This is a genomic window from Mycolicibacterium parafortuitum (genome assembly GCF_002086815.1).
In the GTDB taxonomy this organism is placed as follows: domain Bacteria; phylum Actinomycetota; class Actinomycetes; order Mycobacteriales; family Mycobacteriaceae; genus Mycobacterium; species Mycobacterium parafortuitum.
Genome location: NZ_MVID01000001.1, coordinates 126,199 through 150,538, shown reverse-complemented (window position 1 = coordinate 150,538; position 24,340 = coordinate 126,199). Strand labels below are relative to the sequence as shown.

The window sequence follows — 24,340 nt, the reverse complement described above, 5'->3', positions numbered from 1 at the left end:
CGCGCTGCTCGCGGCGGAATCCGGACTTCGTTACCGAGCCGGTGGCGCCGATCCCGGCATCGCGACCAGCGCGGAGACGACGTGGGCGGCGGCGTCGGCGACCGTCTCACGACCGACGTTGAGGCGGCCGTCCGCCCACTCCAGGTACAGCGCGACGAGCGCGCCGCCGAGCACGGTCGACAGGATCTCCATCTGCTCGGCGTCGCGCGGCACCGCATCACGCAGTTCAGGACCGACCAGCGGGATGAGCGCGCGGATGAACGCCGGGGTGCGGCTCGCGCTGTGTTTGCGCAGTGTGTCGTCGGCCAACGGCTCCCGCAGCAGGATTCGCGCGCGGCGCGGATCCTCCTCGAAGAAGTTCGCACAGCGCTCGAGCACGTCGCGCGGTGTCAGCGGCTGAGCGCCGCCGCCGTCGGCGATGTGGTTCATCAGGCGGTCCTCGACACGGTTGTACACCGCGACGAGCAGCGCTTCTCTGCTGTCGAAGCTCTCGTAGAAGTAGCGCGGGCTCAGCCCCGCCTCACGGCACACCGCCCGCATGCCCACCGCCGCTGATCCGTCCGTACCGAGGAGCCGCTCACCGACGTCGAGCAGCTGCACCCGCCGGTCGGCCGACCGGTCGCGCATCGTCTGGCCGCGCCAGCGCTTCGGCGTCGTCACCGCCCGATCATCGCATGCCCCCTTGCACAGGAATCGATTGATTCCCGTAGGTCGTTGACACCCCGAGCCGGTTCGGCGACACTCGGTCTCCATGCGAGAGCACGCCGCCGGCGCGGTGCAGCCGTGACCGGCGAGGGCTGGACGGCATTCGTCCAAGGTCTCGACGAGGCCGGCCGCTTCCTCGAAAACGCCACCGCCGCACTGTCCGACGTCGAACGTGCCGACGGCTACCGCGCCCTCGTACGCGCGACCAACAACCTGCTCGGGCGTTTCGAGACCGACCCCGACGCCCCCGAACTCACCCCGTTCAACGGCTGGCGGCAGAAGTTCTTCATGGACAACCCCGACTACCGGTACTGGATCACCGACATCTCGGGCGATCACAGCTATCGCATCCGCGGCAACGTCGGCGACTCCGTCTATCAGTCCGTGACCGCCTACACCGGCCGCGGCGTGGCCGACGCGGCGGCGGTCGCACGCGTCGACACCGACGGGCTCCGCGTCGATGACGACGGCCGCTTCGAGCTCACCGTCTCGGCGACGGGCGCGTCGTCGGGAACACACCTGCAGATCCCGGAATCGACGACGTCACTGTGGGTCCGGTATGTGCACCGCGGCCCCGTACCGGTGCACGAAGGCAGCTGCCGCATCACCAGAACGGACAGCGCGGGCGGCCCGCCCGCCGTGCCCGTCCCCGACAGGTTCGACCGCGGTCTGGCCCGACTCGGCACCACCATCGCCCAGATCCCGCGGATCTTCGAACTGTCCACCGAGGAGGACCGCCGCTGCCCCAACACGGTCCGGCACTGGGCGGCGATGGCAGGCGGGGCGGCGTTCACCGAACCCGGCATCCACTATCTGCGCGGCGCGTGGTCGCTGGCACCCGATGAGGCGCTGGTGATCGACGGCCCCCTCGTCGCCTGCCGACACTGGAACATCGTGCTGTACAACAGGTTCCTGAACTCGCTGGACTACCGGCACCGGCCGGTGTCGCGCAGCGGAGACACCCACGACGGTCGGCTCTCGTTCGTGCTCTCGGCCGAGGACCCCCGGGTCGCGGGGTATCACTGGCTCGACACCGAAGGCCTGCCGTTCGGGATCTTCGTGATGCGGTTCCTGCAGCCCGCGCAGGCTCCGTCACTTCCCGCCGCGAGGCTGGTCAAGACCGCCGACCTGGACCCGCCGACATGACCTGGCGACCACCGCCGCGCTCAGCCGCCGCCCAGGAGATCTACGCCGCCGCCGAGCAGGACCGGCTCGACCGGCCCGAGCGCTACACGCTGGACCCGGCGGCGGTGCTGGACCGGATCGCCGCGCGCGGTGAGGTCACCGAGGATCAGTTCGCGCCCGGATGGCGCCCCGGACTGGAGAAGTTCCTGGAGTCTGCGCGAGAAGAGGGCAGGCTCAACGCGATCGGTGCGCGCACGGCATTGGCCACCGCGACAGGACGCTTGATCGCGGGCGCATCGATGCGCCGGTGCCTGCGCGAGCATCCGGGCGCCGCACGCACCGAGGTCCGCGCACCGCTGGTCATCGTCGGCGGCTGGCGCACCGGCACCACGTTCCTGTTCCGGCTGCTGGGCACCGACCCCCGGCTGCACGCGCCGCTGCCCGCCGAGCTCGTCGCACCGTGGCTGTTCACCGACGCATCGGCGCGGCCCTCCACATCGGTCACCGCCGCGGGCACCAGAATGCTGCACAGGCTGAACCCGGAGATGGCCGTCGTGCACCCGTCGGGCCCGGACCTGCCCGAGGAATGCGTGCTCGCGATGGGCACCGACCTGCGTAACTGGGGCTTCACCTCGATGTTCGGTGTACCGTCCTACGCCCGGTGGCTCACCGGACAGGACTTCACCGAACCGTACGCGCGCTACCGCGAAGTGCTGCAACTCCTTTCGGTGTCCGACCCCCGCCGATTCGTGCTGAAGGCGCCCGCGCACACCGGCGAACTGGACCATGTCGCGACCGCACTGCCCGGCAGTATCGTGATCCAGATCCACCGGGACATCGTCACCACGATCGCCTCCGGCGCCAGCCTGTTCGCCGTCTACCAGTCCACCTACAGCGACACCGTCGACGCGGTCGACGTGGGCTGCAGACAGACCGAGCAGACCGAGCACTGGTTCCGCCGCGCCCAGCAGTTCCGGGCGTCGCCGCGGTGTGCGGACGTCACGTTCGTCGACATCGACTACCGCGACCTCGTCGAACGGCCGGCCACCGTGCTGGAGGCGATCTATGCCGCCGCGGACATGGCACCGCCGCCGGATCTGGATCGCTTCATCGCCGACTATCACCAGGCGCATCCGCGCGACGGTCACGGTGTTCATCGTTATACCGCAGCGGAGTTCGGCCTCGACGCCGCCGAACTGCGCGAACGATTCGCGTTCCTGCCGTCCGCCTGAGCATCCCGCGGCCCCACTGATGTGGGCCCTGTGCACCTGATCGACGTGGTTTCCGTGCACAAGGCCCACATTCGTCGCGGACGCCGGGGGTTGACACCCGTCAGACTCATAGGAAACACTTGATTCCTATGAATGCGGATGCGCCCGCCGCGAACGTCGTGCCCGTCGAGAGCACAGGCTTCTTCGGCCCTGATTCGGTCGCGTGGCGAGTGCTGAGCGCACCGGCGGCGGCGCTGACGATCGCCCAGATCACCAATCTGCTCGAAGTCCCCCATCAAGACTTCCAGGCGGTACTGATGGGGCACGACCCGCTGTTCCCGACCAACCGGCGACGTCAGCGGGGTGCGTCGGCGCGCAAGGACGGCCGGTTCCACGACCGGCTGCGCCGCACCGTCTCGGTGCCGTTCCCGATCCTGTTCGGCGACAAGCGAACCGCAACCGAATGCGCACGCCGCCTGTTCGACTTCCACCGGCCGATGGAGGGTTCCCTGCCCGGGGGATCCAGCTACGCGGCCACCGATCCCGACGCGATGCTGTTCGCCGCGGTGACGATCACCCACGCCGGGCTGATCGCGTACGAGAAGTACTCCTGCACCGACCGGCTGCTCCCCCGCCGGCTGCCGCCGGCCGATCGCGACCGGTACTTCCGGGAGATGACGCAGCTGGGCGTCCTGATGGGGGTGCCGCGCGAGCGCATCCCCGACAGCAGCGCCGCGGTCGCTCTGTACTACCGCTCGATCGCCGACAAGATGCGCACCGTGCCGGGTTTCCCTGCGGCGCAACGACGGACCGCGCTGCTGCTGTTGCGTCCCGACAGCTGGTCCGACGTCGGCAACACCCTCGCCGACATCGCGCTGATGGCCTCTCTGATGCTCGGGTATGCCGCCCTTCCGATACCGTCGCGCCGCCTCAACGGCGTCCCCGCCGTCGCGGACCCGGTGCTGGCCCTCGTGCACGCGTCGGCGCTACCGGGGTTCGCGCTGCTGCGGATCGGCGTTGCCCGCCGCGCGATACTGTCCCGCTATCTCGGCGACGACAGCGCAAGAATTCTCGAAGACGCAGCGACACAGGTGGTTTCACATGTTCGATGAGGATGCCTTCCAGAAGGCGCTGGACCGGCCCCGTCTGCGGGGCGACGTGCCCGAGTATCTGCAGTCGAACCGGGCCGAGCCGATCCGGGTCTACCAGGAAGCCGAACTCCAGGCGATGACCAAACAGTGGTTCGTCGACTTCGCGGACAAGCTGGACCACTACAGCACGCATTTTCACCAGGATCTGTCGTGGGTGATGACGTGGGCGAAGAAGTACTGGTGGAGTTTCCTGGTCCGGGACATGGACCTCAACCACGAGCTGTACGCGGCCGACGTCCGCTACACCGACGTGAGCACCTTCGGGCACACCATCGTCGGCATCGACGAGTTCGTGAAGTACAACTTCGCGTTCTTCGAGGCGATCCCCGACTGGCGCTACGACCCTCTGCCCGACCAGGTCTACATCGACGTGAAGCCCGACGGCACCGTGCGCACGGTGATCCGCTACATCGGCAGCGGGCACTGGACCGGAGCGCTGCGCCTGCATCCGTTCGACGACTCCGCGCCGCGCGTGCACGGCAACGGGCAGTTCATCCAGTGCCCGGCGGTGGACCGGTACCACTTCAACGCCGACGGCCTGATGCAGGAGGGGGAAACGCTCTACGACCTGGTCGACGGTCTGCAGCGCGGCGGGGTGCTGCCCGGCGGGGACAGCTGGCAGTTGCGGGCGCTGTTCGCCGCCAGCTGGATCCCGTCCGCACTGACCAGGGCGAGCAGGCGCATTCCCCGCGTGTTCTGACCCGCCGTGCCTAGGCTGGTCCGGTGGGGAGCAGCGAACAGCGCGCCGGCGTCGACCTGACCAACCTCGATACGCCGCTGTTCGACGACGCTTCCGCCACCAAACGCGATCTGCTCGACTACCTCGACGCCGTCGCGGACCGGTTCGTGCCGGTGCTGGCGGGGCGACCGCTCACCGTGCTGCGGGCGTTGCGCGGACGCGCCCCGTTCATGCAGAAGAACGTGTCCAAGTACACCCCGGATTGGGTACGCACCGTGCCGATCTGGGCCGGTGCGTCCAAACGGGAGATCCACTACGCGGTCTGCGATGACCGCCGCACCCTGCTGTGGCTGGGCAATCAGCGCGCCATCGAGTTCCACCCGGCACTGGGCCCGGCCGACGACATCTACCGGCCGACCCACCTGATCCTCGACCTCGATCCGCCCGACGGCGCCGACTTCGCCGCGGTCGTCGCGGTCGCGCATCTGGTCCGTCAGGCGTTGCAGGACTCCGGACTCTCGGGCGCGGTGAAGACCAGCGGCTCCCGCGGCCTGCACATCTTCGTCCCGATCGACGACAGCGCGCCGGTCGACGACGTGGGCGCCGCGACCCGTGCGCTGGCTGCCCGGGCGGCGGAGCTCGACCCGGCCATCGCGACCACCGCGTTCATCGTCGAGGACCGCGCGGGCAAGGTGTTCGTCGACGCGACGCGGGCCGGGGGCGCCACGGTTGCCGCCGCCTACAGCCCGCGGTTGCGCCCCGGAACCCCGGTTTCGTTCCCGGTCGCCTGGTCCGACCTCGACGCGGTGCAGCCGTCGGATTTCACGGTGCACACCGCGATCGACGTGCTGGCCGGACGGGACCCGTGGGCGGACGCGATGCCGGCGCCTCAGCAGCTGCCGGCCGAGGTCATCGAACACGGCCGCACCATCCCGGTCGCGCGGGTGGCGGCGATGCACGAGGGAAAGCGCCGGGCCCGCGAGCGGCGCGAGCAATCGGGCTAGATCGCGGGTGCCGGTTTCACCGTCACGACGTCGGTCAGGCCGCTGATCGTCAGCACGGGCAACAGCAGCGGGTTGACCACCAGGTCGATGGAATCGGCGTGCTCGAAGAGCACGTTGATCGTTCCGCTGTCCAGGTACTCGATCGCGCTGAGGTCGACGTGCAACACGTCGCCGTTGCCCGCCGGGGCGGCCTCTTGGATCGCCGCGGCGAACAGGTGCACGTTGCTGAGGTCCAACTCACCGACAGCGACCAGCACCGGCTCACCGTCATCACGGCGGTCGGTGCTCAACTGCAACCGGGTGGGCATCAGGCGATCCTTGCGTTCATGTGCACGGTGGTGCCGGTGGGGTCCGATTCGATGGTGACATCCTGCATCAGCGCCCTCATCAGGGCGATGCCCCGCCCCCGGTGCAGCGGCGGCGCCTCGTCGGGTGTCTTCCACGATCCGCTGTCGATCACCGTCAGCTCCAGCTGGTCGGCCGTCGCGACCGCGCGCAACCGCACGCGTCCCCCCGGATCGTCGCGATGACCGTGCTCGATCGCGTTGGCGAGAGCTTCGCCGGCGGCGATGAGGATGTCGAGGGCCTGATCCGCCGGCACCCCGGCGCTGTCGAGCCAGCCGCGCAGCGCCGTGCGGCTGCCCGCGAGCTCTGCGACATCGGCCGGGAAGTCAAGGTCCAGCGGGGCCGGTTGGCGGTAGAGAAGTAGAGCCACGTCGTCGTGATACCCATCTGCCGGGGCCAACCGCGCCATGATGATGTCGGCCAGTTCGTCGAGTTCTGTGGTCGGGTTGTCCTGCACGACGTCGGTGGCGCGCGCGATGCCGTCGTCGATCGATTCCCGCCGGCGTTCCACCAGGCCGTCGGTATAGAGCAGCAGCGTCGAACGCGGCGGCATCGTCAGGCGGGCCTCGACCCGGTGTGGTGTGTCCTTGAGCCCGAGCGGGGTCGCCCGCGCCTCGGCGAGCAGATGCGTCGAGCGGTCCGCAAGCACCAGGATCGGCGGCGGATGCCCGGCACACGAGTACACGAGGTCACCGGTGTCGGGATCGAGTACCGCGCAGAACGCCGTGGTGCAGCGCGCGCCGGGCAGCCGCGCGGCGAACCTGTCGAGCGCCGACAACGCGGCCGCGGGGCTGGGATGTTCGAGCAGCAACGCCCGGCATGCGCTGCGCAGCTGCCCCATCACCGTGGCCGCGTCCAGCCCGTGCCCGACGCAGTCGCCGACAACCAGGCCGATGCGGCCGCCGTCGAGATCGATGACGTCGTACCAGTCGCCGCCGACCTGCAGCGGTTTGGTGGCCGGCTGGTAGCGCACGGCGAACCCGCTGGACAGCGACGGCCCGAGGATCGCATGCTGCAGCGCCAACGCCGTCTCACGCTGCTGGTCGATCTGGTGCACCCGCTGCAGCCCCTGACCGAGGCGTCCCGCGAGCACCGCGAGCAGTGTCTTGTCCTCGGCGGTGAACAGGCGCTCCTCGAACAGCTCGATGCAGAACACCAGCACGCCGCGCGGATGGCGCAGCGCGATTCCCGCCGTGCCCGGGATCGACGTGTGCGGATCCAGCAGCACGTCGTCACGCACCGTGACGATGAACTGCTGCGTGACCGGCGACAGCTCCTCCCAGTGGTGGGCCGGCTCGCCGACGGCGCTGACCTCCGGACCGGCGGACTCGTCGGCCTCCTGGGGCCACGTCACCGCGAGGACGCGGCGGGCCTGCCAGATGGAGGAGAACTCGTGCGCGGCGGCCAGTACCGCATCGTCGAGCGTGTCAGCCTGACCCAGCTTCTCGTTCAGCGCCGCCAGCGCGGATTCGCGTTGCACGATGTAGCGCTCGGCGGTGACGTCGCGCAGTGTGCCGACGACGACGTCGCGGCCGGAGTCCGGATCGGCGACGTGGCTGAACGTCACCGTCACATAGAGCCGGTGACCGTCGGCGTGGGTGACGGGCAGTTCCGGGATCGTGCCGTGCGGATCGTGCAGCAACGCGCTGAACGCCTCGCCGACGCGGCTGTGCGCGTCGGTATCGCTGTCGTCCGACGGCCACCACGGGTGCAGCGCCCGGTACGGCAACCCGGCGGTGTCGTAGCCGAGGATGTCGGTGAACGCCTGGTTGATCTCGACGACGGCGCCGTCCTCGTCGCAGAGGAAGAACGCCTCCTGCAGCGAGTCCAGAAGCGCGGTGCGCCACCGCGCGTGGCCGTCCCGCAACCGGGCGAGCTCGACGTTGGCACGCACCCGGGCGAGCAGTTCGGCGGCGGCGAACGGTTTGACGAGATAGTCGTCGGCACCCGCGCGCAGCCCGCTGATCGACGCCTCCTGCCCCGCGCGCGCCGACAGCAACAGCACCGGCACCGCCGCGGTGCGCCGGTCGGCGCGCAGCTCGGCGACCAGTTCGAGGCCGTCGACACCCGGCATCATCACGTCGCTGATGACGATGTCGGGCGTGTCGGCGCGGATCGACTCCAGCGCCTGCCTGCCGTCGACGACGGCCTTCACCTGGTAGCCGTCCGACCGCAACAGCCTGGTCAGGTACTCCCGCATATCGGCGTTGTCGTCGGCGACGAGCACCCGCGCCGCCGTCGTGGCGCCGAAACCCGATGGCTCGGATCCGGTTGACATGCCGACACTCTGGGCGACGTACTCGCCGAGGTCGGCGGGGATCCACCGAAGCACCTCTTCGACGTAGGCGTCCGCCGATCCGCCCGCCGGCCGGCCTGTGCCGCCGTCGGTGACGACCGCGTCGGCGGACAGATGTGCCGACCCGAGCGGCAGCCGGATCGTGAACGTCGTGCCGCGCCCCTCGGCGCTGTCCGCGGCGATCGCGCCGCCGTGCAGCCCGACGAGTTCCTTGACCAGTGCCAGCCCGATGCCGCTGCCCTCGTGGGAACGGGCCCTGGCGTTCTCGACCCTGCGGAATCGCTCGAACAGGTGCGGCATTTCGGCCGCGGGCACCCCGGTGCCGGTGTCGGCGATCTGCACCACCGCATCGGTTCCGTCGCGGCGCACCCGGACCGAGATGCTGCCGTCGAAGGTGAACTTCAGCGCGTTCGACAGCAGGTTGAAGACGACCTTCTCCCACATGTCGCCATCGACGTACACGTCCTCGCCCAGTGATTCGCAGTCGACGACGAACTCCAGGCCGGCCCGTTCCACCGCGGAGCGGAACACACTGGCCAGCTCCGCGGTCAGCGCGCCGAGGTCCACCGGTCGGTACTGGGCCTGCGCGCGCCCGGCCTCGATCCGGGAGAAGTCCAGCAGCGTGTTGACGAGCTTGGTCAGCCGTAAGCCGTTGCGCCACACCACATCGAGCTCGCGACGCGCATCGTCGCCGACGCTTCCGTCGCGGCGCAACTCCGAGACGGGGTCGAGGATCAGCGTCAGCGGGGTGCGGAACTCGTGGCTGATGTTGGAGAAGAACGTGGTCTTGGCGCGGTCGAGTTCGGCGAGCTCCTCGGCGCGCCGTTCCTGCGCGCGGTAACTGCGCGACAGCCCGATGCCCGCGGCGATGTGGCCGGCGACCAGCGTGACGAATCCTCGGTAGGCGTCGTCGAGCAACCGGTACCGGTTGAGCCCGGCGACCAGGAAACCGATCGGCGACGCACCCTGTTGCAGCAGCGGAACGATCAGGGCCTGCCGGGGAGATTCGCGCCAATCCCCTTGCGGCAGATCGGGATACGCCGGGTTTCCGAGGTCGACGAGAACCGATTCGCCCTCGGCGGGGGCGGCCGGCGGCCACACCTCCCCGTCGCCGCCGGTCAGCAGCGCGGGTGCGAGGGGATGTCCGGCCCGGATACCGCTGCGGCCCGCCAGATGCGCCGCGCCGTCGTCGTCGAACAGGTAGGTCAGCGTGAAGGGCAGATCCCGAAGGTTCTGGCCGAGTTGCTGATCGACGAATCGCAGGATCTCCGCCTCGGTGCGCACGACGCTCGGATCGGATCCGAGGTCACGCAGCGTCGCCATCCTGCGCTCGCCGATGACCTGGAGCGTGTCCTCGCTGACCACACACAGCATGCCGACCACGGTGCCGTTGTCGTCGCGCAGCGGACTGTAGGAGAAGGTGTGGTAGGACTCCTCGGTGTAGCCCGCGCGCTCCAGGAACAGCAGCAGCGAGGTGTCCCAGGTGGCCTCGCCGGTGGACAGCACCCGCTCGATCCTGGGGCCGATGTCGTCCCAGATCTCCGCCCACACCTCGCCGGCCGGCCGGCCCAGCGCCCACGGGTATTTGCGGCCCAGCGTGACCCGCCGGTACGCGTCGTTGCAGAAGAACGTCAGCTGCGGACCCCAGGCCATCCACATCGGGAACCGCGACGACAGCAGGATGCTCACCGCCGTCTGCAGGCTCTGCGGCCAGTGTTCGGGCGGCCCCAGCGGAGTGGACGCCCAGTCGACCCGGGAGTGGTCTTGGCCGACCTCCCCGCCGTCGGCGAACACCTGTGCCGGGAATGCGCCACCCACCGCGGTCACCGCCGCTCTTCCGGGGCCGCGACGGCGTCGTCCAGGCTCGGATAGGGCCGCAGCACCGAGTCCAGCCGGGTGACCTCGATCGGCCGCAGCACCTCGGGGGTCGTGGCCACCAAGCGCACCGCGACGCCCTTGGCGTCGCCGAGCTCACAGCACGTGAGCAGCGCGTTGAGCCCCGCACTGCCGAAGTAGACGATGCCGTTCAGATCGAGTACGACGAGTCTGGCCGGGTGCGCGGCCGCCTCGACCACCGCGTTCTCCAGCGCGCCGGTGAGCGCGTCGGCGGTGCTGGTGTCGACTTCCCCGTGGGCGCACACGACGACGGCGGCGTCGCGAACGTCCTGCTCGATGTCCAAGAGTCCCATGCGTTCCGGGGCCGTCACCGGGCGCGCTGATGAGCGGTCAGCAGCAGATGGTCGAACTGCCGGCGCAGATCTCCGCGCGGCGCCTGCACGGTGTGGAAGTCCGCGACGATCCGCTCGGCCAGCGTGCGCAGCTTGGTGTTGGTCTGCTGCGAGCGCCACTGCAATAGCTCGAACGCCTGATCCGCCTCGATGCCGTACACGAGCATCAGTGCGCCCTTGGCCTGTTCGATCGCGGCCCGCGCGGCGAACAGATCGGGAAGCGTCTGGTTGAGCACGTCGCGGCGGGCCTCGTCGAGCGTGTCGGTCAGCTCGACGTAATAGCCCTCCGTCCCCACCACGGCGCCGCTGTCGTCTTCCATCCGGTCGGCGACGACGAGGACGGTGTGCTCGCGCCCGGCGGTGTCGAGGAAGCGGTGCCTGCTGGAGAACGAACCGCCGGAGTGCAACGCCTGATCGAGGAGCTCCTGGACGTGGCGCCGATCCTCGGGGTGCTTGTGGGCGAGGAGCAGCTCGGTGGTCGGGGTGACGTTGCCCGGTTCGTAGCCGTGCATGCGCGCGACCTCGTCCGACCATTCCCACCGCTGCCCGACGAACCAGAAGCGGAAGGTTCCGACGCGGAGGTTGCCATTCGACCGGAGCAGTGTGGCCAACTCGGGTCCCGGTGCCCGGTCAGTGTGCGGCATTTCCGCATTATTCCACCTGACAGGGCCGTACAAACCGGATCACACGCGCAGGCCCGCGGTGTGCGGCCCGAACTCGTTGGCGACGACCGACACGACGGTAGCCGGGAAGCCCCCGCGCCGGGAGTGTTCGCGGATCGCGTCGTCGTCGTCGGCCTCGTGCACGCAGTACACCTTGTCGCCGGTGACATAGCTGGTGATCCAGCGGTAGGGCACGCCGAGTGATTCCATTGACGCAATCGACTTTCGGCGATCTCGGCGAGCTGGGCCTCGGTCAGCCCGGACGCGCAGAACTCCCATTTCCGCTGGTGAGGGCCCTCACGCGGGGATACGATTCGGCGGTGACGCTCACCGGGCGCGACCACGAGCTGAGCACCCTCGCGGTGCCGGCAACCGAGGCGCGCGCCGGCCGGGGTGGAGCGGTGCTGGTGTGCGGCGAGTCCGGGGCCGGCAAGACATCGTTCGTCGAGTCGTTCGTCGCCGACCTGCCCGACGACACCGCGGTGTTGTGGGGCGCATGCGATCCGCTGTCCACGCCACGGCCTCTCGGCCCGCTGCACGACCTGGCAGGCAGGTTCGGCGACCGGACGCGGCGACACCTGAGCGCCGGCGGGCAGCCCCACGACATCTTCGTGTCGGTGTTCGCCGACCTGCGGGACCGACCGACGGTCCTCGTCCTCGACGATCTGCACTGGGCCGATCAGGGCACCATCGACCTGTTTCGGTTCCTGGTACGGCGTGCCCGCCAGTCGCACCTGCTGGCCGTCGGGATCATGCGCGAGGACGAAGTCAGCGTCACGCATCCGCTCCGCGCCCTGTTGGGCGACATCGCACGATCCCCCCACGCTCAGCTGCTGACGCTGCCCCCGCTGAGCCTGGAGGCGATCGCGACCCTGATCGGTGACCGCGACGTCGACCCGCACCGGCTGCACGAGGTGACCGGCGGCAACGCGTTCTTCGTCTGCGAGATGCTCGACCACCACGGCACGGACCTGCCCGCGACGGTGCGCGACGCCATCCTGGCGCGTACCGCCGAGCTGGACGCCGGGGCGTGGGATCTACTGCACCTGCTGAGCTGTGCACCCGGCGCCATCGGCGACAACCTGTTGGCCCCGCTGGGAGTGAGTCTGCCGGCGCTGCGCACCCTGCATCAGGCCAAGCTGATCCGCCGGGACACCCGCGGGGTCGCCTTCCGCCACGACCTGTGCAGGCGCGCGATCGCCGGGGTGATCCCGCCGGGCGCCGAGCCCGGGCTGCACCGCCGATTCCTCGAAGCGCATCGCGCCGCCACCGATCTGGACCCGGCGGTGTTGACCCACCACGCGCTCGGCGGCGGCGACAAGGCGCTCATCACGGCGGCCTCGACCGATGCCGGTCGCGCGGCCGCGCGGTCGGGAGCGCACACGCAGGCATGTGAGTTCTTCGAGATCGCGTTGGACCGCGGCGGCCTGCTCGATGCCGCAGAGGAAGCCGAACTGCTCGAGCACCTGGCCGACGAGTACTACCTGACCGACCGCCTCGACGACGCGATCGGCGCGTGCCGGCGGGCGATGCGGATCCGGCAGGATCTCGCGGATCCGGTGGCCGTCAGCGCCGACCACCACGCCCTGGCCGTCTACGAGTGGTACAACGGCAATCGGGCCCAAGCCGACGAGCACGTCGCCGCCGCGATCGCGGCACTGGACACCGAAGCGGCGCAACACTATCCGGGCCATCTCAGCCGACTGGGCCACGCGTTGGCGATGCAGGCGTTCCTCGCTATCCAGTCCAGCCGTCTCGACACCGCCGCCGCGACGCTCACCCGGGTGCGCCAGATCGCCACCGACGCAGGCGATCCCCACCTGGCGGTGCGGCTACGGCTCGTCGGTTACTACTGCGACATCCTGTCCGGCAGCACCGCGGTCCGCGACGACCTGCTGTCGGAACTGGCATCGGGACCGCGGCACATCGACGAAACCTATTCGGGCGGCTACACGAACCTCACCTACCTCGATGTGGAGCAGCGCCGACTGCCCGCGGCGGCGGCGCTGCTGGACGCCAGCATCCCGCTGATGATCGAACACGATCTTCCGATCTGCCGGATGGTGCAACTCGGCTCACGCAGCCGGATGAACCTGCTCATCGGCGACTGGGACGACGCGCTCGCCGACGCCGCGTCGGTGCTGGAGAACCCGAGTGCACCGCTGGCACGCACCTGGCCGCTGCTGATCCGCGGCCTGGTCGCGCTGCGGCGTGACGGCGAGGATGCCGGCTTCATCGACGAGGCATGGGAATTGGCATGCCGCTACGGCGAACTCGTCCGGATGCTGCCCGCGGGATCGGCCATCGTCGAGCGCTCCTGGCTGACCGGTCGGCCGGACCCGCGCGTGCAGACGTGTCTGCCGCTGCTGCGCACCGCGCCGGCGGCAGGGCTGGAGTGGGCGCGCGGCGAGCTGGGGATGTGGCTGGGCCGCATTGACCTGACACCCGATCTGGATCCGGCCGAGGTCGCCGAGCCGTATGCCGTGCTGCTGCGGGGCCGATTCGACGATGCCGCCGCGGCGTTCCACCGACTGTCGACGCCGTACGACGCGGCGCTGGCGCTGGCCGACTCGGGTGAGCCCGACGCGGTACGGCGTGCCCTCGACATCCTGGACCGCCTCGGCGCCGACGCCGTCGCGGGGAAAGTCCGTGCCGACCTGCGCGCGAACGGGGCGTCGACGGTACCGGGGCCGCGGCGTGCGTCCACGCTGGCCAATCCCGCCGGGCTGACCACCCGGCAGGTGGAGGTGCTGCGCCTGATCGGGGACGGCCTGACCAACGCCGAACTGGCCGAGCGGCTTTTCCTGTCGGTCAAGACCGTCGACCATCACGTGTCGGCGATCCTCACCAAGCTCGACGTCAGCAGGCGTCGCGATGCCGTGCGCCGCGCCAGGGAGGTCGGGATCCTGTCCTGAGGGTGCCGAAAATAGGTATCCACTACCGATACGCCGCGCACCCGCCGACGGTCATCGTTGCGGTACCACCTCAACGAACCGACAGGGAACGACATGATCTCTGCAAAGACCGCGACCTCTGCGAAGACCGCCGCGGACGCCGACCGCCTGCTCAAGGCCAAACACCGGGCGCTGTGGGCGTCGGGCGACTACGCGGCGGTGGCCGCGGACCTGATTCCCGAGCTGGGACCGCGCCTGGTCGATGCGTGCGGGATCCAGCCGGGGCACCGCGTCCTCGACGTCGCGGCGGGCACGGGCAACGCGGCGATCCCGGCTGCCGCCGCGGGCGCGACCGTCATCGCCGGCGACCTGACCCCGGAACTGTTCGACGCCGGGCGGTCGAGCGCCGCCCGGCGCGGTGTGGACGTGACGTGGGTGGAGGCCGACGCCGAGGCGATGCCCTTCGGGGACGGCGAATTCGACGTCACCATGTCGTGCGTCGGCGCGATGTTCGCCCCGCACCACCGGGCCGCCGCCGACGAGATCGTGCGTGTGACCCGGCCCGGCGGGACGATCGGGATGATCAACTGGACGCCGGAGGGATTCATCGGCCGGCTGTTCGCGACGATGAAGCCCTACGCTCCCCCGCCACCGCCGGGGGCCTCACCCGCGCCGCTGTGGGGCAGCGAGGAGCACGTGCGAGAGTTGTTCGGCGACAGGGTCAGCGGGCTGACGATGAGCCGTCAGACCGTCACCTTCGACGTGTGCGCGACTCCGCTGGAGTTCCGCGAGTTCTGGAAGACCAACTACGGACCCACCATCGCGGCCTACCGGTTCAACGCCGAGGACCCGGATCGGGTGGCCGCGCTGGACCGTGACTTCCTGGCCTTCCTGGAGCAGACCGACGAGTCCCCGCAGCCGGGCCGGACCGCCTACCACGCCGAGTACCTGTTGGTGACCGCCACCAAGAGGTGACGACTCGGCGCGCGGCTACTCGGAGGTGTTCGCCCCGACCGAATCCTCGGTGTCCTCGGCGGTTTCGGCGGTTTCGGGGCCGAATCGCCTCGCGAGCAGGTAGAGCACCACCCCGACGGCGAGCAGCGCACCGGCCAGCAGCCACACCTGCGCGCTCTGCTGCGTCAGCAACAGCACGCAGGAGGCGATGCCGAGCACCGGCACGAACGTCCACACCTGGAAGTGGTCGTGGTCGACCCGGTCCCGGCGCAGCACCAGCACCGACACGTTCGCCGACAGGAACACGAACAACAGCAGCAGCACCACGGTTTCGGCGAGCATCGACAGGTCGCCGACCAAGGTGAGCACCATCGCGACCGCGGTGGTGGCCAGGATCGCCACCCACGGGGTGCGGCGCTTGGGCAGGACCCGCGCGAAAACGCCGGGCAGCAACCCCTGTTCGGACATCCCGAACGTGAGCCGGCTCGACATGATCATCGTCAGCAGTGCGCCGTTGGCGACCGCGATCAGCGCGACGAGGCTGAACAGCCAGTCGGGCACACCCACCCCGGACGCGGCGACCACGTCGAGCAGCGGCCCCGAGGACTGCGACAGTTCCTCGGTGGGCAGCGCGATCGCACTCGCCAGACCGACCAGCGCGTACACCACGCCTGCGGTGATCAGCGCCCCGAACAGCGCGCTCGGGTACACCCGGCGCGGATCCTTGATCTCCTCGACCACGTTGGCCGAGGTCTCGAAGCCGACGAACGAGTAGTACGCCAGGATCGCGCCGGCGAGGATCGCCAGGCCCGGTGCGGTGCCGTCCGGGAACTCGGTGACACGCCCGACGTCACCATCGCCGCGGCCCATCATCACCGCGACGACGGCCACCACAAGAATCAGACCCGACAGCTCGATCGCGGTCATCACGACGTTCGTCTTCAGCGACTCGCTGATCCCGCGCGCGTTCAGGCACGCCACCAGCGCCAGGAACACCAGCGCGGCGACCGTGGTCGGCACGTCGATGAACGTCGCGAGGTAATCACCCGAAAAGGCCAGCGCCAGACCGGCGGCGCTCGTCACGCCCGCGGCGAGCATGCTGAACCCGACCAGGAACGAGATCACCGGCTTGCCGAACGCGCGCTCGGCGAAGACGGCCGCGCCGCCGGCGCGCGGATACTTCGTCACGAGCTCGGCGTAGGAGCCCGCCGTGAGCAAGGCGAGCAGCAGGGCCACCAGCAGCGGCGCCCACAGCACCCCGCCGGTCTCGGCGGACAACTCGCCCATCAGTGCGTACACCCCAGCGCCGAGGACGTCGCCGAGGATGAACAGGAACAGCAGCGGGCCGGTGATCCGCCGCGCCAGTTTCGTCGGCGCGGACGTCGAGGGGGCGGCATCTACGGGCATGCCGCGCAGATACCCCGATCCGGGCAGGTCGATACCTATGATCAGCTCACCGCGGTGGACGACCGGGACAGGGCTTTCAGCTCGGCGAACGCGTCGCGCAGCGTGTCCCCGAAACCCGCGCCGTCGGTGCGGGCCACCCAGGTGCGGAAAGCGACCTTGAACACCGCGAGCCCGGCCTCGGCGGTCAGCCGCGCGGTCACCGGTTCCACGCCGTGGGCACGCAGGGCCTGTGCGAGCGCATCGGAGGTGGTCGCGAGCTTGCCGAGTTCACGTTCGCGCAGCGCGGGCGTCGCGTCGATGACGCGCTGGCGCTGCCGGGCGCGGTCTGCCCGCTGGTCGAAGAACGGTCCGAGCGCGGCGAACCCCGCGGCGACGGCGTCGAGCGGATTCACCCCGGATCCCTGCGCGAGCGCCGCGTCGAGGGCGGTCGTGATCGTGTCGACGAACTCGCCCTGCCCGGAGAACAGCACCTCTCTCTTGTCCGCGAAGTACCGGAAGAAGGTCCGCTCGGTGAGTCCCGCGCGCCGGGCGATGTCGTCGACCGTCGTGTCGTCGAAGCCCCGTTCGGCGTACAGCTGCAGCGCCGCTTCTTCCAGGCGCTCCCGCGCATTCGGCTGCCACCGGCTCATCGGCTGATCGTAACGGGAATGTCAGCGACTGACATCAGCGTTACCTCCGATGGCAGTCACTGACATCGAAAGGAATTGCCATGAACATCTTCGTCACCGGAGCCTCTGGCTTCATCGGCTCGGCCGTCGTCGCCGAGCTGCTCGCGCACGGTCACGACGTCACCGGTCTGGCCCGCTCCGAGTCCGCCGCCCACCGCATCACCTCGGCGGGGGCCCGGGCGGTCCCCGGCGATCTCGGCGACCCCGCGAGCCTCGCCCGCGCCGCGGCGGAGGCCGACGCCGTCATCCACCTGGCGTTTCATCACGACTTCACGGATTACGCGCGCGGTGCGCAATGGGATCGGCAGGCGATCGAGGCCATCGGCGACGCACTCGCCGGCTCCGACCGGGCGTTGGTGGTCGCCTCGGGTCTGGCCGGGATCGGGCAGGGCCGGGTTCTGACCGAAGACGACGTGGTCGCACCGGACTCGCCGCGCGTCTCCGAGCCGACGCTGTTCGCCCTGGCCGACCGCGGTATTCGTGCGTCAGCGGTACGGCTCGCGCCGACCGTGCACGGCGACGGGGACCACGCGTTCATTCCGAAGCTCATCGCCGACGCCCGCGCCGCGGGTGTCTCGGCGTATCCGGGAGACGGAACCAACCGCTGGCCGGCCATCCACCGCCTCGATGCGGCGGCACTTTTCCGGCTCGCCGCCGAGCAGGCCCCGTCCGGCACCGTCCTGCACGGCGCCGACGAGGAAGGAATCCCGGTCCGCACCATCGCCGAGGCCATCGGCAAGGGCCTGGGAGTTCCGACCGAGTCCGTCACCCCGGAGGACCTCGCAGCGCGCTCCGGGTTCGTCGGCGCCGTCTTCGCGATGGACATCCCGGCGTCGAGTGCGCTGACCCGGCAGCGATTCGACTGGCGACCCAGCCAGCCCGGCTTGCTCGCCGATCTCGCCCAGGGCCACTACTTCGCCCGGGCCGCGGCCTGACACGAAACCGGCCTGCGAGACCCCGGTGCCACGCAGAATGGCCAGATGCGCTTCGGAAATTTCATGGCCCCGTTCCATCCCGCCGGTCAGAACCCGACCCTGGCCCTGGAACGCGATCTCGACCTGATCGTGGCCATGGACCGGCTCGGGTTCCACGAGGCCTGGGTCGGTGAGCACCACTCGGCCGGCTTCGAGATCATCGCCTCACCGGAGGTGTTTCTCGGGGTCGCGGCGGAACGCACCAAGCACATCAAGCTCGGCACCGGGGTCAGCTCGCTGCCGTATCACCACCCGCTGATGCTCGCGGATCGGATGGTGCTGCTCGATCACCTGACCCGGGGCCGCGTCATGCTCGGCTGCGGCCCCGGCCAGCTGACCTCCGACGCCCACATGCTCGGCATCCCCGCCGACCAGCAGCGGCCCCGGATGGAGGAATGTCTGGACGCGATCGTGCGGCTGCTGCGCGGCGAGACCGTCACCATGCACACCGACGGGTTCACCCTGCAGGACGCCCGGCTGCAACTCGCGCCGTACAGCGACCCGTGCTTCGACATCGCCGTGGCCGCGTCGTTCTCCCCGACCGGCCCGCGCGGGGCGGGAAAGCACGGGATCGGCATGCTGTCGATCGCCGCCACCGCCAAGCAGGGCATGGATCTGCTTGCCCAGCACTGGGATACGTGGGAGGAGGTGGCCCGCGAGCACGGGCACGTCGCCGACCGGTCGAAATGGCGGCTGGTCGGACCGATGCACCTGGCCGAGACCAGAGAGCAGGCCGAGCGTGACGTCGAGTACGGCATCGCGGAGTTCTCCCGCTACTTCAGCCACATCCTGCCCGCCGGCCCGGTGCAGGGTGACACCCCGGCCGAGATCATCGCGAACAACCGGCAGTCCGGATTCGCCGTGATCGGCACCCCCGAGGACGCGATCGCCAAGATCGACGAGTTGGTCGAGGCCAGCAACGGAGGTTTCGGGGCGTTCCTGTTGTTCGACCACGACTGGGCCCCGCCGGCGGCGAAACTGCGCAGCTACGAACTGTTCGCCGAACACGTGATCCCGCATTTCACCGGACAGCTCGCGGGACCCATCGCCTCGCGCGACTGGGTCACCGGCGCCGGACGCACCTTCGTCGACCAGGCGGTCCACGCGATCGGCAAGGCCATCGAGGACCACGCGGCCGAGAAGCAGTCGAAACAGGCAGCGGCACCCAATTGACCTGTGCCCGAGCCTGAATCGATGGACACCGTCCGGGATCTGGTCGACGCCTGGGCGCTGCGACCCGACGGCGAGCGACACCGAAGTCCCCGCGCCGATGTGCTCCCGGTGCGGACCGCCGACGGGGTGGCCGCGGTCCTCAAGGTCGCCGCGCCCGGCGAGACCGGCCAGCATGCACATCTTGTGCTGCGCCGCTGGGGCGGTGACGGCGCGGTGCGCCTGCTGCGCGCCGATCCGCACCGCGACGCGGTGCTGCTCGAACGGGCCTGCGCCACCGACCTGTCCACACTGCCCGAGGAGGCCGCCTGCGGGATCGTCGCCGATCTGTACCGGCGCCTGCACGTGCCGGCGATGCCGCAGTTACGTTCCCTCACCGCCGATGTCGCGGCGTCGGTGGATGAGCTCGACAAGCTGCCGCGCGGCAGTGCGATCCCGCACCGACTGGTCGAACACGCGGCGTCGCTGGCGCGGGAACTGAGCGCCGACAGCTCCGACGACGTGGTGTTGCACGGCAACCTGCATCACGCGAACGTGCTGGCCGCCCGGCGCGCCCCGTGGCTGGCCATCTCCCCGCGGCCCCGCAACGGCGACCCGCACTACGAATTGGCCCCGATGCTGTGGCACGGGTGGGACGCGTTCGCGGGCAACATCCGCGACGGGATCCGCGGCCGGTTCTGGATGCTGGTGGACATCACGGGTCTCGACGAGGACCGCGCGCGGGCCTGGACCCTGGTGCGGGTGGTGCTCGCCGCGGTCCGCGAATTATCCGGCGGCGGCGAAGAACTCACCCGATATGTGGCGCTCGCCAAGGCGATCCAGGACTGAAGGGCGGTATCGCGATGACCTCACCCGAGGGACTGCTGCAGGAGATGCTCGACGAACATCAGCTGCGCAGACTCGTCCACCGCTACTGCCGCGCGGTCGACCGCGGCGACGTCGAGGAGCTCCGGCGGTTGTATCACCCCGACGCCGCAGACACCCACGGCGGCTTCTCCTCCGGAACGGCGCACACGTTCACCGACCAGATCGCCGCGACCCGCCCGTATCTGCGCTCGATGCAACACCACGTGACCACCGTCGAATTCGCGATCCGTGGGGAGGTGGCCGAGGGCGAGGTCTACACGATCGCCACCCACACCTTCATCGCCGGCGGCCGCGACGTCGACGTCATCGTCGGCGGCCGGTATCTGGACAAGTACGAAAAGCGATCCGGGGAATGGAGATTCACCGAACGCGCCATCGTCACCGATACCGCGTTCGTCAACGACCCGTCCGCGGCGACCTTCGAGCACCCGGTCACCAAGGGCACGCCGACCGGCTCCCCCGGCGACGACGACCCGTCGCACCGCTTCTTCGCGCTGCTGCGAACCGGCCGGGATCAGTAACCCAGTTCGCGCAGCCTGCCGTGGTAGGCCTCCACGTTGGCGAGCTTGATGCCCTCGTATCCGCGCACCATGTCCGCCAGAGCGGCCACCTCGACCGCGCGGTCGTAGGTGTGCGGGTCAAGCCCGGCGGCCAGCCTGCTCACCAGCGCGGTGTACTCGGCGAGCAGGTCGCGTTCGACCCTGCGCACATGGGCGTACCCGAACGGATCGAACTTGGTCCCTCGCAACCGCTTTCCAGCCGACAGCGCGCGCAGCGCGACGTGGCTGCGCGGGCCCAGACCGATCTTCTTCTTCCGGCCCAACGACCGCAGGGTCGGCGGATGCAGCTTGTAGGTCAGATTCTCGCCGTCCGGGATCTCCTGTGCGACCTGGGCCAGGAACTCCGGATCGGTCAGCAGCCGGGCGACTTCGTACTCGTCCTTGTACGCGGTGAACTTGTACAGCCCCTTGGCGACCGCGGCACTGAACTCGGTGCGCGGTCCCACCGCCCGCTCGGCCGTCCAGACCGACTGCATCACCGTCACGTAGTTCCGTGCGACCTTCTCGCTCTGGTAGGCGACCAGATCGGCGGCGCGGCGGGTGATCAGGTCACCCACCTGCCCGGAGAACGTGGCACCGGCCAGCACCCCGCGGGGCACCGACGGAGCCGGGCGGGCCCGCATCGGCGCGACGACGTCGTGGAAGCGGGCGGGGTCGGCGATCGCGACCCGGCCCCACCGGAATGCCGCGATGTTGGCTTCGACCGCGACACCGTTGATCTCGATGGCCTCTTCGATCGCCGCCGCCGGGATGCCCAGCGCCCCCGCCTGATACGCGGCGCCGATCACCAGGAAGTTGGCCGCGGCGGTGGTGCCGAACAGCGCGTGCGCGGCGGCCAGCGCGTCGAAGGACTGCACGCTGCGCGACACCTGGCCCAGCCGGTGCAGCAGGTACGCAGTCTCCGGGTACTCGACGGTCTTGTCGTAGACCATGTCCCCGGTCGGTGTCTTGCTCGTCGAGGCGACCGTGACGGTCTTGGCGGGGTCCCCGTACCCGAGGTTCTTGGTGTCGGCGGCGGCCAGCAGATCGAACGCGACGATGCAGTCCGCGCTGCCCGGGGTCAGCCGGTTGGCGGGGTCGAGCCGGCCGGCCGCGAAGCGCAGGTGCGACACCACCGGACCGGCCTTCTGGCTCAGCCCGATCTGGTCCAGGCTCTCGACGTCGTAGCCGGCCCGCAGCGCCGCCGTCGCGACGACCTGGTTGACGGTGACGATGCCGGTGCCGCCGATCCCGGCAAGGAACACGTTGTGCGTCGCGGTGATCGGTGGGTTCGGGAGGTCGGGCAGCACCGGCGGGACCGGCGCCGTCCGGGGCTTACGTTTCCTGCCCGGGGTCACCTCGACGGTCACGAACGACGGGCAGTCCCCGTCGAGGCAGCTGTAGTCGGTGTTGCACGACGTCTGGTCGATGCGGGTCTTGCGGCCGAGTTCGGTGTCCACCGGTTGTACGGACAGGCAGTTCGACTTGACGCCGCAGTCGCCGCAGCCTTCGCAGACAGCCTCGTTGATCAGCACCCGGGTGGTCCGGACCGGCAGGGTGCCGCGTTTGCGCTGTCGGCGGGCGTCGGCCGCGCAGTGCTGGTCGTAGATCAGCACGGTCACGCCGGGCACGTCGCGCAGTCGTTTCTGGGCCTCGTCGAGGCGGTCGCGGTGCCACAGCAACGTGCCTTGTGCCAGCGCCCGCTTGCGGTACTTGCCGGGTTCGTCGGCGCAGATGATGATCTGGCCGACCCCTTCGGCTTTCAGCTTGTGGGTCAGCGTGGTGACGGTGATCGCGCCTTCGGCGTGCTGGGCCCCCGTCATCGCCACCACGTCGTTGTAGAGCAGTTTGAACGTGATGTTCACCCCGGCGGCGACGCACGCCTGCACGGCGAGCTGGCCGGAATGGAAGAACGTCCCGTCGCCGATGTTCTGGAACAGGTGCTCGACGTCGGTGAACGGCGCCTGCCCGATCCACTGGCCGCCTTCGCCGCCCATCTGGGTCAGCCCGGTGACCGCGCTGTCCTTGCGGCCCGACATCGTCACCATCGTGTGGCAGCCGATGCCTCCGCCGGCCAGCGAGCCCTCGGGCACGGCGGTGGAGCGGTTGTGCGGGCAGCCGCTGCAGAAGTACGCCTTGCGTTGGGCGGGAAGCACTTCCAGCGTCAGGGCCGGGGGCGGCGGCTTGCGCAGCGGCAGTCGCTCACCGAGCACGCGGCGCAGCGGTGCGAGCAGGCGGCCCGCCGTCAGTTCGCCGTCGGCCGGGATCAGCGGCCGCCCGGCGGCGTCCTTCTTGCCGAGGATGCGCGGCGCATCCTTGCCGCCGTAGAGGATCTCGCGGATCTGCGTCTCGACGAACGCGGTCTTGTCCTCGACGACGAGCACGTCGTCGAGTCCGGCGGCGAACCGGAGCACGGTGTCCGGGCACAGCGGGGTCGGCATGCCGATGCGCAGCAGCCGCACCCCGGCGCTGCGCAACGCGTCGTCGTCGACGCCGAGATCGGCCAGCGCCTGGCGCATCGAATCGAATGCCGTTCCGGGCGCCGCGATCCCGATCCGCGCACTCGGCGGGTCGATCTCGGTGATGTCGAGACGGTTGGCGCCGGCGTATGCGCGGACGACCTCCGCGCGGGGTCCGTACAGGTCGGCCTCGGCCAGCAGACTGTCCGCGGGCGCGGCCATCGGCCGCTGCGTGTAGACGAAGGGCTTTCCGTCCCAGACGATCTCGGGGACCGAGATGTCGATGTCGACATCGCCGGCGTCCACCGACCACGCACCGTCGGCGACGTCGGCGACGATCTTCAGCGCCACAACACATCCGGACGCGCGGGAGAGCGCGATCCCGTGCTGGGCCATCGTGATGATCTCGCGCGCGTTGCGCGGGAACAGCACCGGGATCCCGAGCGCGGCCAGGGACCGTTCGCTGACGGCGGGGACAGTGGACGACTTCGACGCCGGGTCGTCGCCGACCAGCAGCAGCATTCCGCCCCGGGCGTTGGCCCCGTACATGTTGGCGTGCCGCAGCGCGTCGGTCGCCCGGTCCAGGCCGGGCCCCTTGCCGTACCAGACCCCGACGACGCCGTCGTGGGTCCTGCCGCCCGGCAGGTCGGCCTGGCTGCCCCACACCGACGTCGCGGCCAGTTCCTCGTTGAGCCCGGGGGTGAACACGATGTCGTGTGCGGCCAGCACGTCGGGCATGCCCGAGAGCATCCGGTCGACGCCGCCGAGCGGGCTGCCCTGGTATCCGGAGACAAAGGTCGCCACCCGCCGGCCGGCGCGTGCATCGCGCTCGTGCTGTTCGACCAGCGCCCGCGCGATGGCCTGCACCCCGGTCAGCAGAACCGCCCCTGAGCCGGACCGATACCGGTCGGAGAGGTCGTACGGGCGCCGGTCCGGCCGGATGTCGAGTTCTGTCATCGGTGCTCACCACCTCGGCGATCGCTGGGCGTACTGCTGACTCAA

General features: G+C 70.0%; 20 protein-coding genes. 11 read left to right on the top strand and 9 right to left on the bottom strand.

All coding sequences use genetic code 11. The features are described 5' to 3' along the window. Window positions 1–30: 30 nt before the first annotated feature. Window positions 31–660: a TetR/AcrR family transcriptional regulator gene (locus BST38_RS00685; RefSeq protein WP_181792015.1), complete on the bottom strand. Its 630-nt coding sequence runs from the start codon at window positions 658–660 to the stop codon at window positions 31–33. A gap of 123 nt (window positions 661–783) precedes the next feature. Here BST38_RS00685 and BST38_RS00680 point away from each other — a divergent pair, with 123 nt between their 5' ends. From BST38_RS00680 to BST38_RS00660, 5 genes are all read left to right on the top strand, one after another. Further along, the gene (locus BST38_RS00680; RefSeq protein ID WP_083141305.1) at window positions 784–1,851 is read left to right on the top strand and encodes a DUF1214 domain-containing protein; all 1,068 of its coding nucleotides are present in this window, start codon (window positions 784–786) and stop codon (window positions 1,849–1,851) included. Further along, on the top strand, window positions 1,848–3,062 hold the full coding sequence (locus tag BST38_RS00675) for a sulfotransferase family protein (protein WP_083141304.1): 1,215 nt from the start codon (window positions 1,848–1,850) through the stop codon (window positions 3,060–3,062). The genes BST38_RS00680 and BST38_RS00675 overlap by 4 nt, the downstream gene beginning before the upstream one ends. 128 nt (window positions 3,063–3,190) lie before the next feature. Beyond that, window positions 3,191–4,153: an oxygenase MpaB family protein gene (locus BST38_RS00670; RefSeq protein WP_083141303.1), complete on the top strand. Its 963-nt coding sequence runs from the start codon at window positions 3,191–3,193 to the stop codon at window positions 4,151–4,153. Then, window positions 4,143–4,892, top strand: a complete 750-nt coding sequence (locus BST38_RS00665; protein WP_083141302.1) for a nuclear transport factor 2 family protein — start codon at window positions 4,143–4,145, stop codon at window positions 4,890–4,892. The genes BST38_RS00670 and BST38_RS00665 overlap by 11 nt, the downstream gene beginning before the upstream one ends. A 23-nt stretch (window positions 4,893–4,915) precedes the next feature. Then, window positions 4,916–5,875 carry a DNA polymerase domain-containing protein gene (locus BST38_RS00660; protein ID WP_083141301.1) on the top strand — a complete coding sequence of 320 codons (960 nt, stop codon included), beginning with the start codon at window positions 4,916–4,918 and terminating at the stop codon, window positions 5,873–5,875. On the opposite strand, the gene BST38_RS00655 is transcribed toward BST38_RS00660, so the two are convergent. Genes BST38_RS00655 through BST38_RS00635 form a run of 5 tightly spaced genes read right to left on the bottom strand, consistent with a single transcriptional unit; the run spans window position 5,872 to window position 11,616 of the window. Beyond that, a complete protein-coding gene (locus BST38_RS00655; RefSeq protein ID WP_083141300.1) occupies window positions 5,872–6,183 on the bottom strand; it encodes an STAS domain-containing protein in 312 nt (103 codons plus the stop codon). The genes BST38_RS00660 and BST38_RS00655 overlap by 4 nt on opposite strands. Next, the gene (locus BST38_RS00650; protein WP_083141299.1) at window positions 6,183–10,343 is read right to left on the bottom strand and encodes a SpoIIE family protein phosphatase; all 4,161 of its coding nucleotides are present in this window, start codon (window positions 10,341–10,343) and stop codon (window positions 6,183–6,185) included. The genes BST38_RS00655 and BST38_RS00650 overlap by 1 nt, the downstream gene beginning before the upstream one ends. Further along, the gene (locus tag BST38_RS00645; protein ID WP_083141656.1) at window positions 10,340–10,705 is read right to left on the bottom strand and encodes an STAS domain-containing protein; all 366 of its coding nucleotides are present in this window, start codon (window positions 10,703–10,705) and stop codon (window positions 10,340–10,342) included. Before BST38_RS00645 ends, BST38_RS00650 begins: the two co-directional genes overlap by 4 nt. A 14-nt stretch (window positions 10,706–10,719) precedes the next feature. Continuing rightward, the gene (locus BST38_RS00640; protein ID WP_083141298.1) at window positions 10,720–11,388 is read right to left on the bottom strand and encodes a PAS and ANTAR domain-containing protein; all 669 of its coding nucleotides are present in this window, start codon (window positions 11,386–11,388) and stop codon (window positions 10,720–10,722) included. Window positions 11,389–11,427: 39 nt separating this feature from the next. Continuing rightward, on the bottom strand, window positions 11,428–11,616 hold the full coding sequence (locus BST38_RS00635; RefSeq protein WP_110781430.1) for a nickel-binding protein: 189 nt from the start codon (window positions 11,614–11,616) through the stop codon (window positions 11,428–11,430). A gap of 110 nt (window positions 11,617–11,726) precedes the next feature. On the opposite strand from BST38_RS00635, the gene BST38_RS00630 reads away from it, so the two are divergent. Both BST38_RS00630 and BST38_RS00625 read left to right on the top strand, forming a co-directional pair. Beyond that, on the top strand, window positions 11,727–14,321 hold the full coding sequence (locus tag BST38_RS00630; RefSeq protein ID WP_083141655.1) for an ATP-binding protein: 2,595 nt from the start codon (window positions 11,727–11,729) through the stop codon (window positions 14,319–14,321). A 93-nt stretch (window positions 14,322–14,414) separates the two neighbouring features. After that, window positions 14,415–15,275, top strand: coding sequence for a class I SAM-dependent methyltransferase (locus BST38_RS00625; RefSeq protein ID WP_083141654.1), 861 nt, complete (start codon window positions 14,415–14,417; stop codon window positions 15,273–15,275). Window positions 15,276–15,290: 15 nt separating this feature from the next. Here the strand turns inward: BST38_RS00625 and BST38_RS00620 are convergent, their stop codons facing one another. Beyond that, on the bottom strand, window positions 15,291–16,661 hold the full coding sequence (locus BST38_RS00620) for an APC family permease (protein WP_083141297.1): 1,371 nt from the start codon (window positions 16,659–16,661) through the stop codon (window positions 15,291–15,293). Window positions 16,662–16,702: 41 nt separating this feature from the next. Then, a complete protein-coding gene (locus BST38_RS00615) occupies window positions 16,703–17,290 on the bottom strand; it encodes a TetR family transcriptional regulator (RefSeq protein ID WP_083141296.1) in 588 nt (195 codons plus the stop codon). 80 nt (window positions 17,291–17,370) lie between these two features. Here BST38_RS00615 and BST38_RS00610 point away from each other — a divergent pair, with 80 nt between their 5' ends. Genes BST38_RS00610 through BST38_RS00595 form a run of 4 tightly spaced genes read left to right on the top strand, consistent with a single transcriptional unit; the run spans window position 17,371 to window position 20,861 of the window. Further along, window positions 17,371–18,264 carry an SDR family oxidoreductase gene (locus BST38_RS00610; RefSeq protein ID WP_083141295.1) on the top strand — a complete coding sequence of 298 codons (894 nt, stop codon included), beginning with the start codon at window positions 17,371–17,373 and terminating at the stop codon, window positions 18,262–18,264. A 45-nt stretch (window positions 18,265–18,309) separates the two neighbouring features. Beyond that, on the top strand, window positions 18,310–19,476 hold the full coding sequence (locus BST38_RS00605) for an LLM class flavin-dependent oxidoreductase (RefSeq protein WP_083141294.1): 1,167 nt from the start codon (window positions 18,310–18,312) through the stop codon (window positions 19,474–19,476). Between the two features lie 21 nt (window positions 19,477–19,497). Further along, window positions 19,498–20,301 (top strand): aminoglycoside phosphotransferase family protein, encoded by an 804-nt coding sequence (locus tag BST38_RS00600; RefSeq protein WP_083141293.1) that lies wholly within the window; start codon window positions 19,498–19,500, stop codon window positions 20,299–20,301. Window positions 20,302–20,315: 14 nt separating this feature from the next. After that, the gene (locus tag BST38_RS00595) at window positions 20,316–20,861 is read left to right on the top strand and encodes a nuclear transport factor 2 family protein (protein ID WP_083141292.1); all 546 of its coding nucleotides are present in this window, start codon (window positions 20,316–20,318) and stop codon (window positions 20,859–20,861) included. Here the strand turns inward: BST38_RS00595 and BST38_RS00590 are convergent. Further along, the gene (locus tag BST38_RS00590; RefSeq protein ID WP_083141291.1) at window positions 20,855–24,295 is read right to left on the bottom strand and encodes an indolepyruvate ferredoxin oxidoreductase family protein; all 3,441 of its coding nucleotides are present in this window, start codon (window positions 24,293–24,295) and stop codon (window positions 20,855–20,857) included. The two genes, BST38_RS00595 and BST38_RS00590, sit on opposite strands and share 7 nt — an antisense overlap. Window positions 24,296–24,340: the final 45 nt, after the last annotated feature.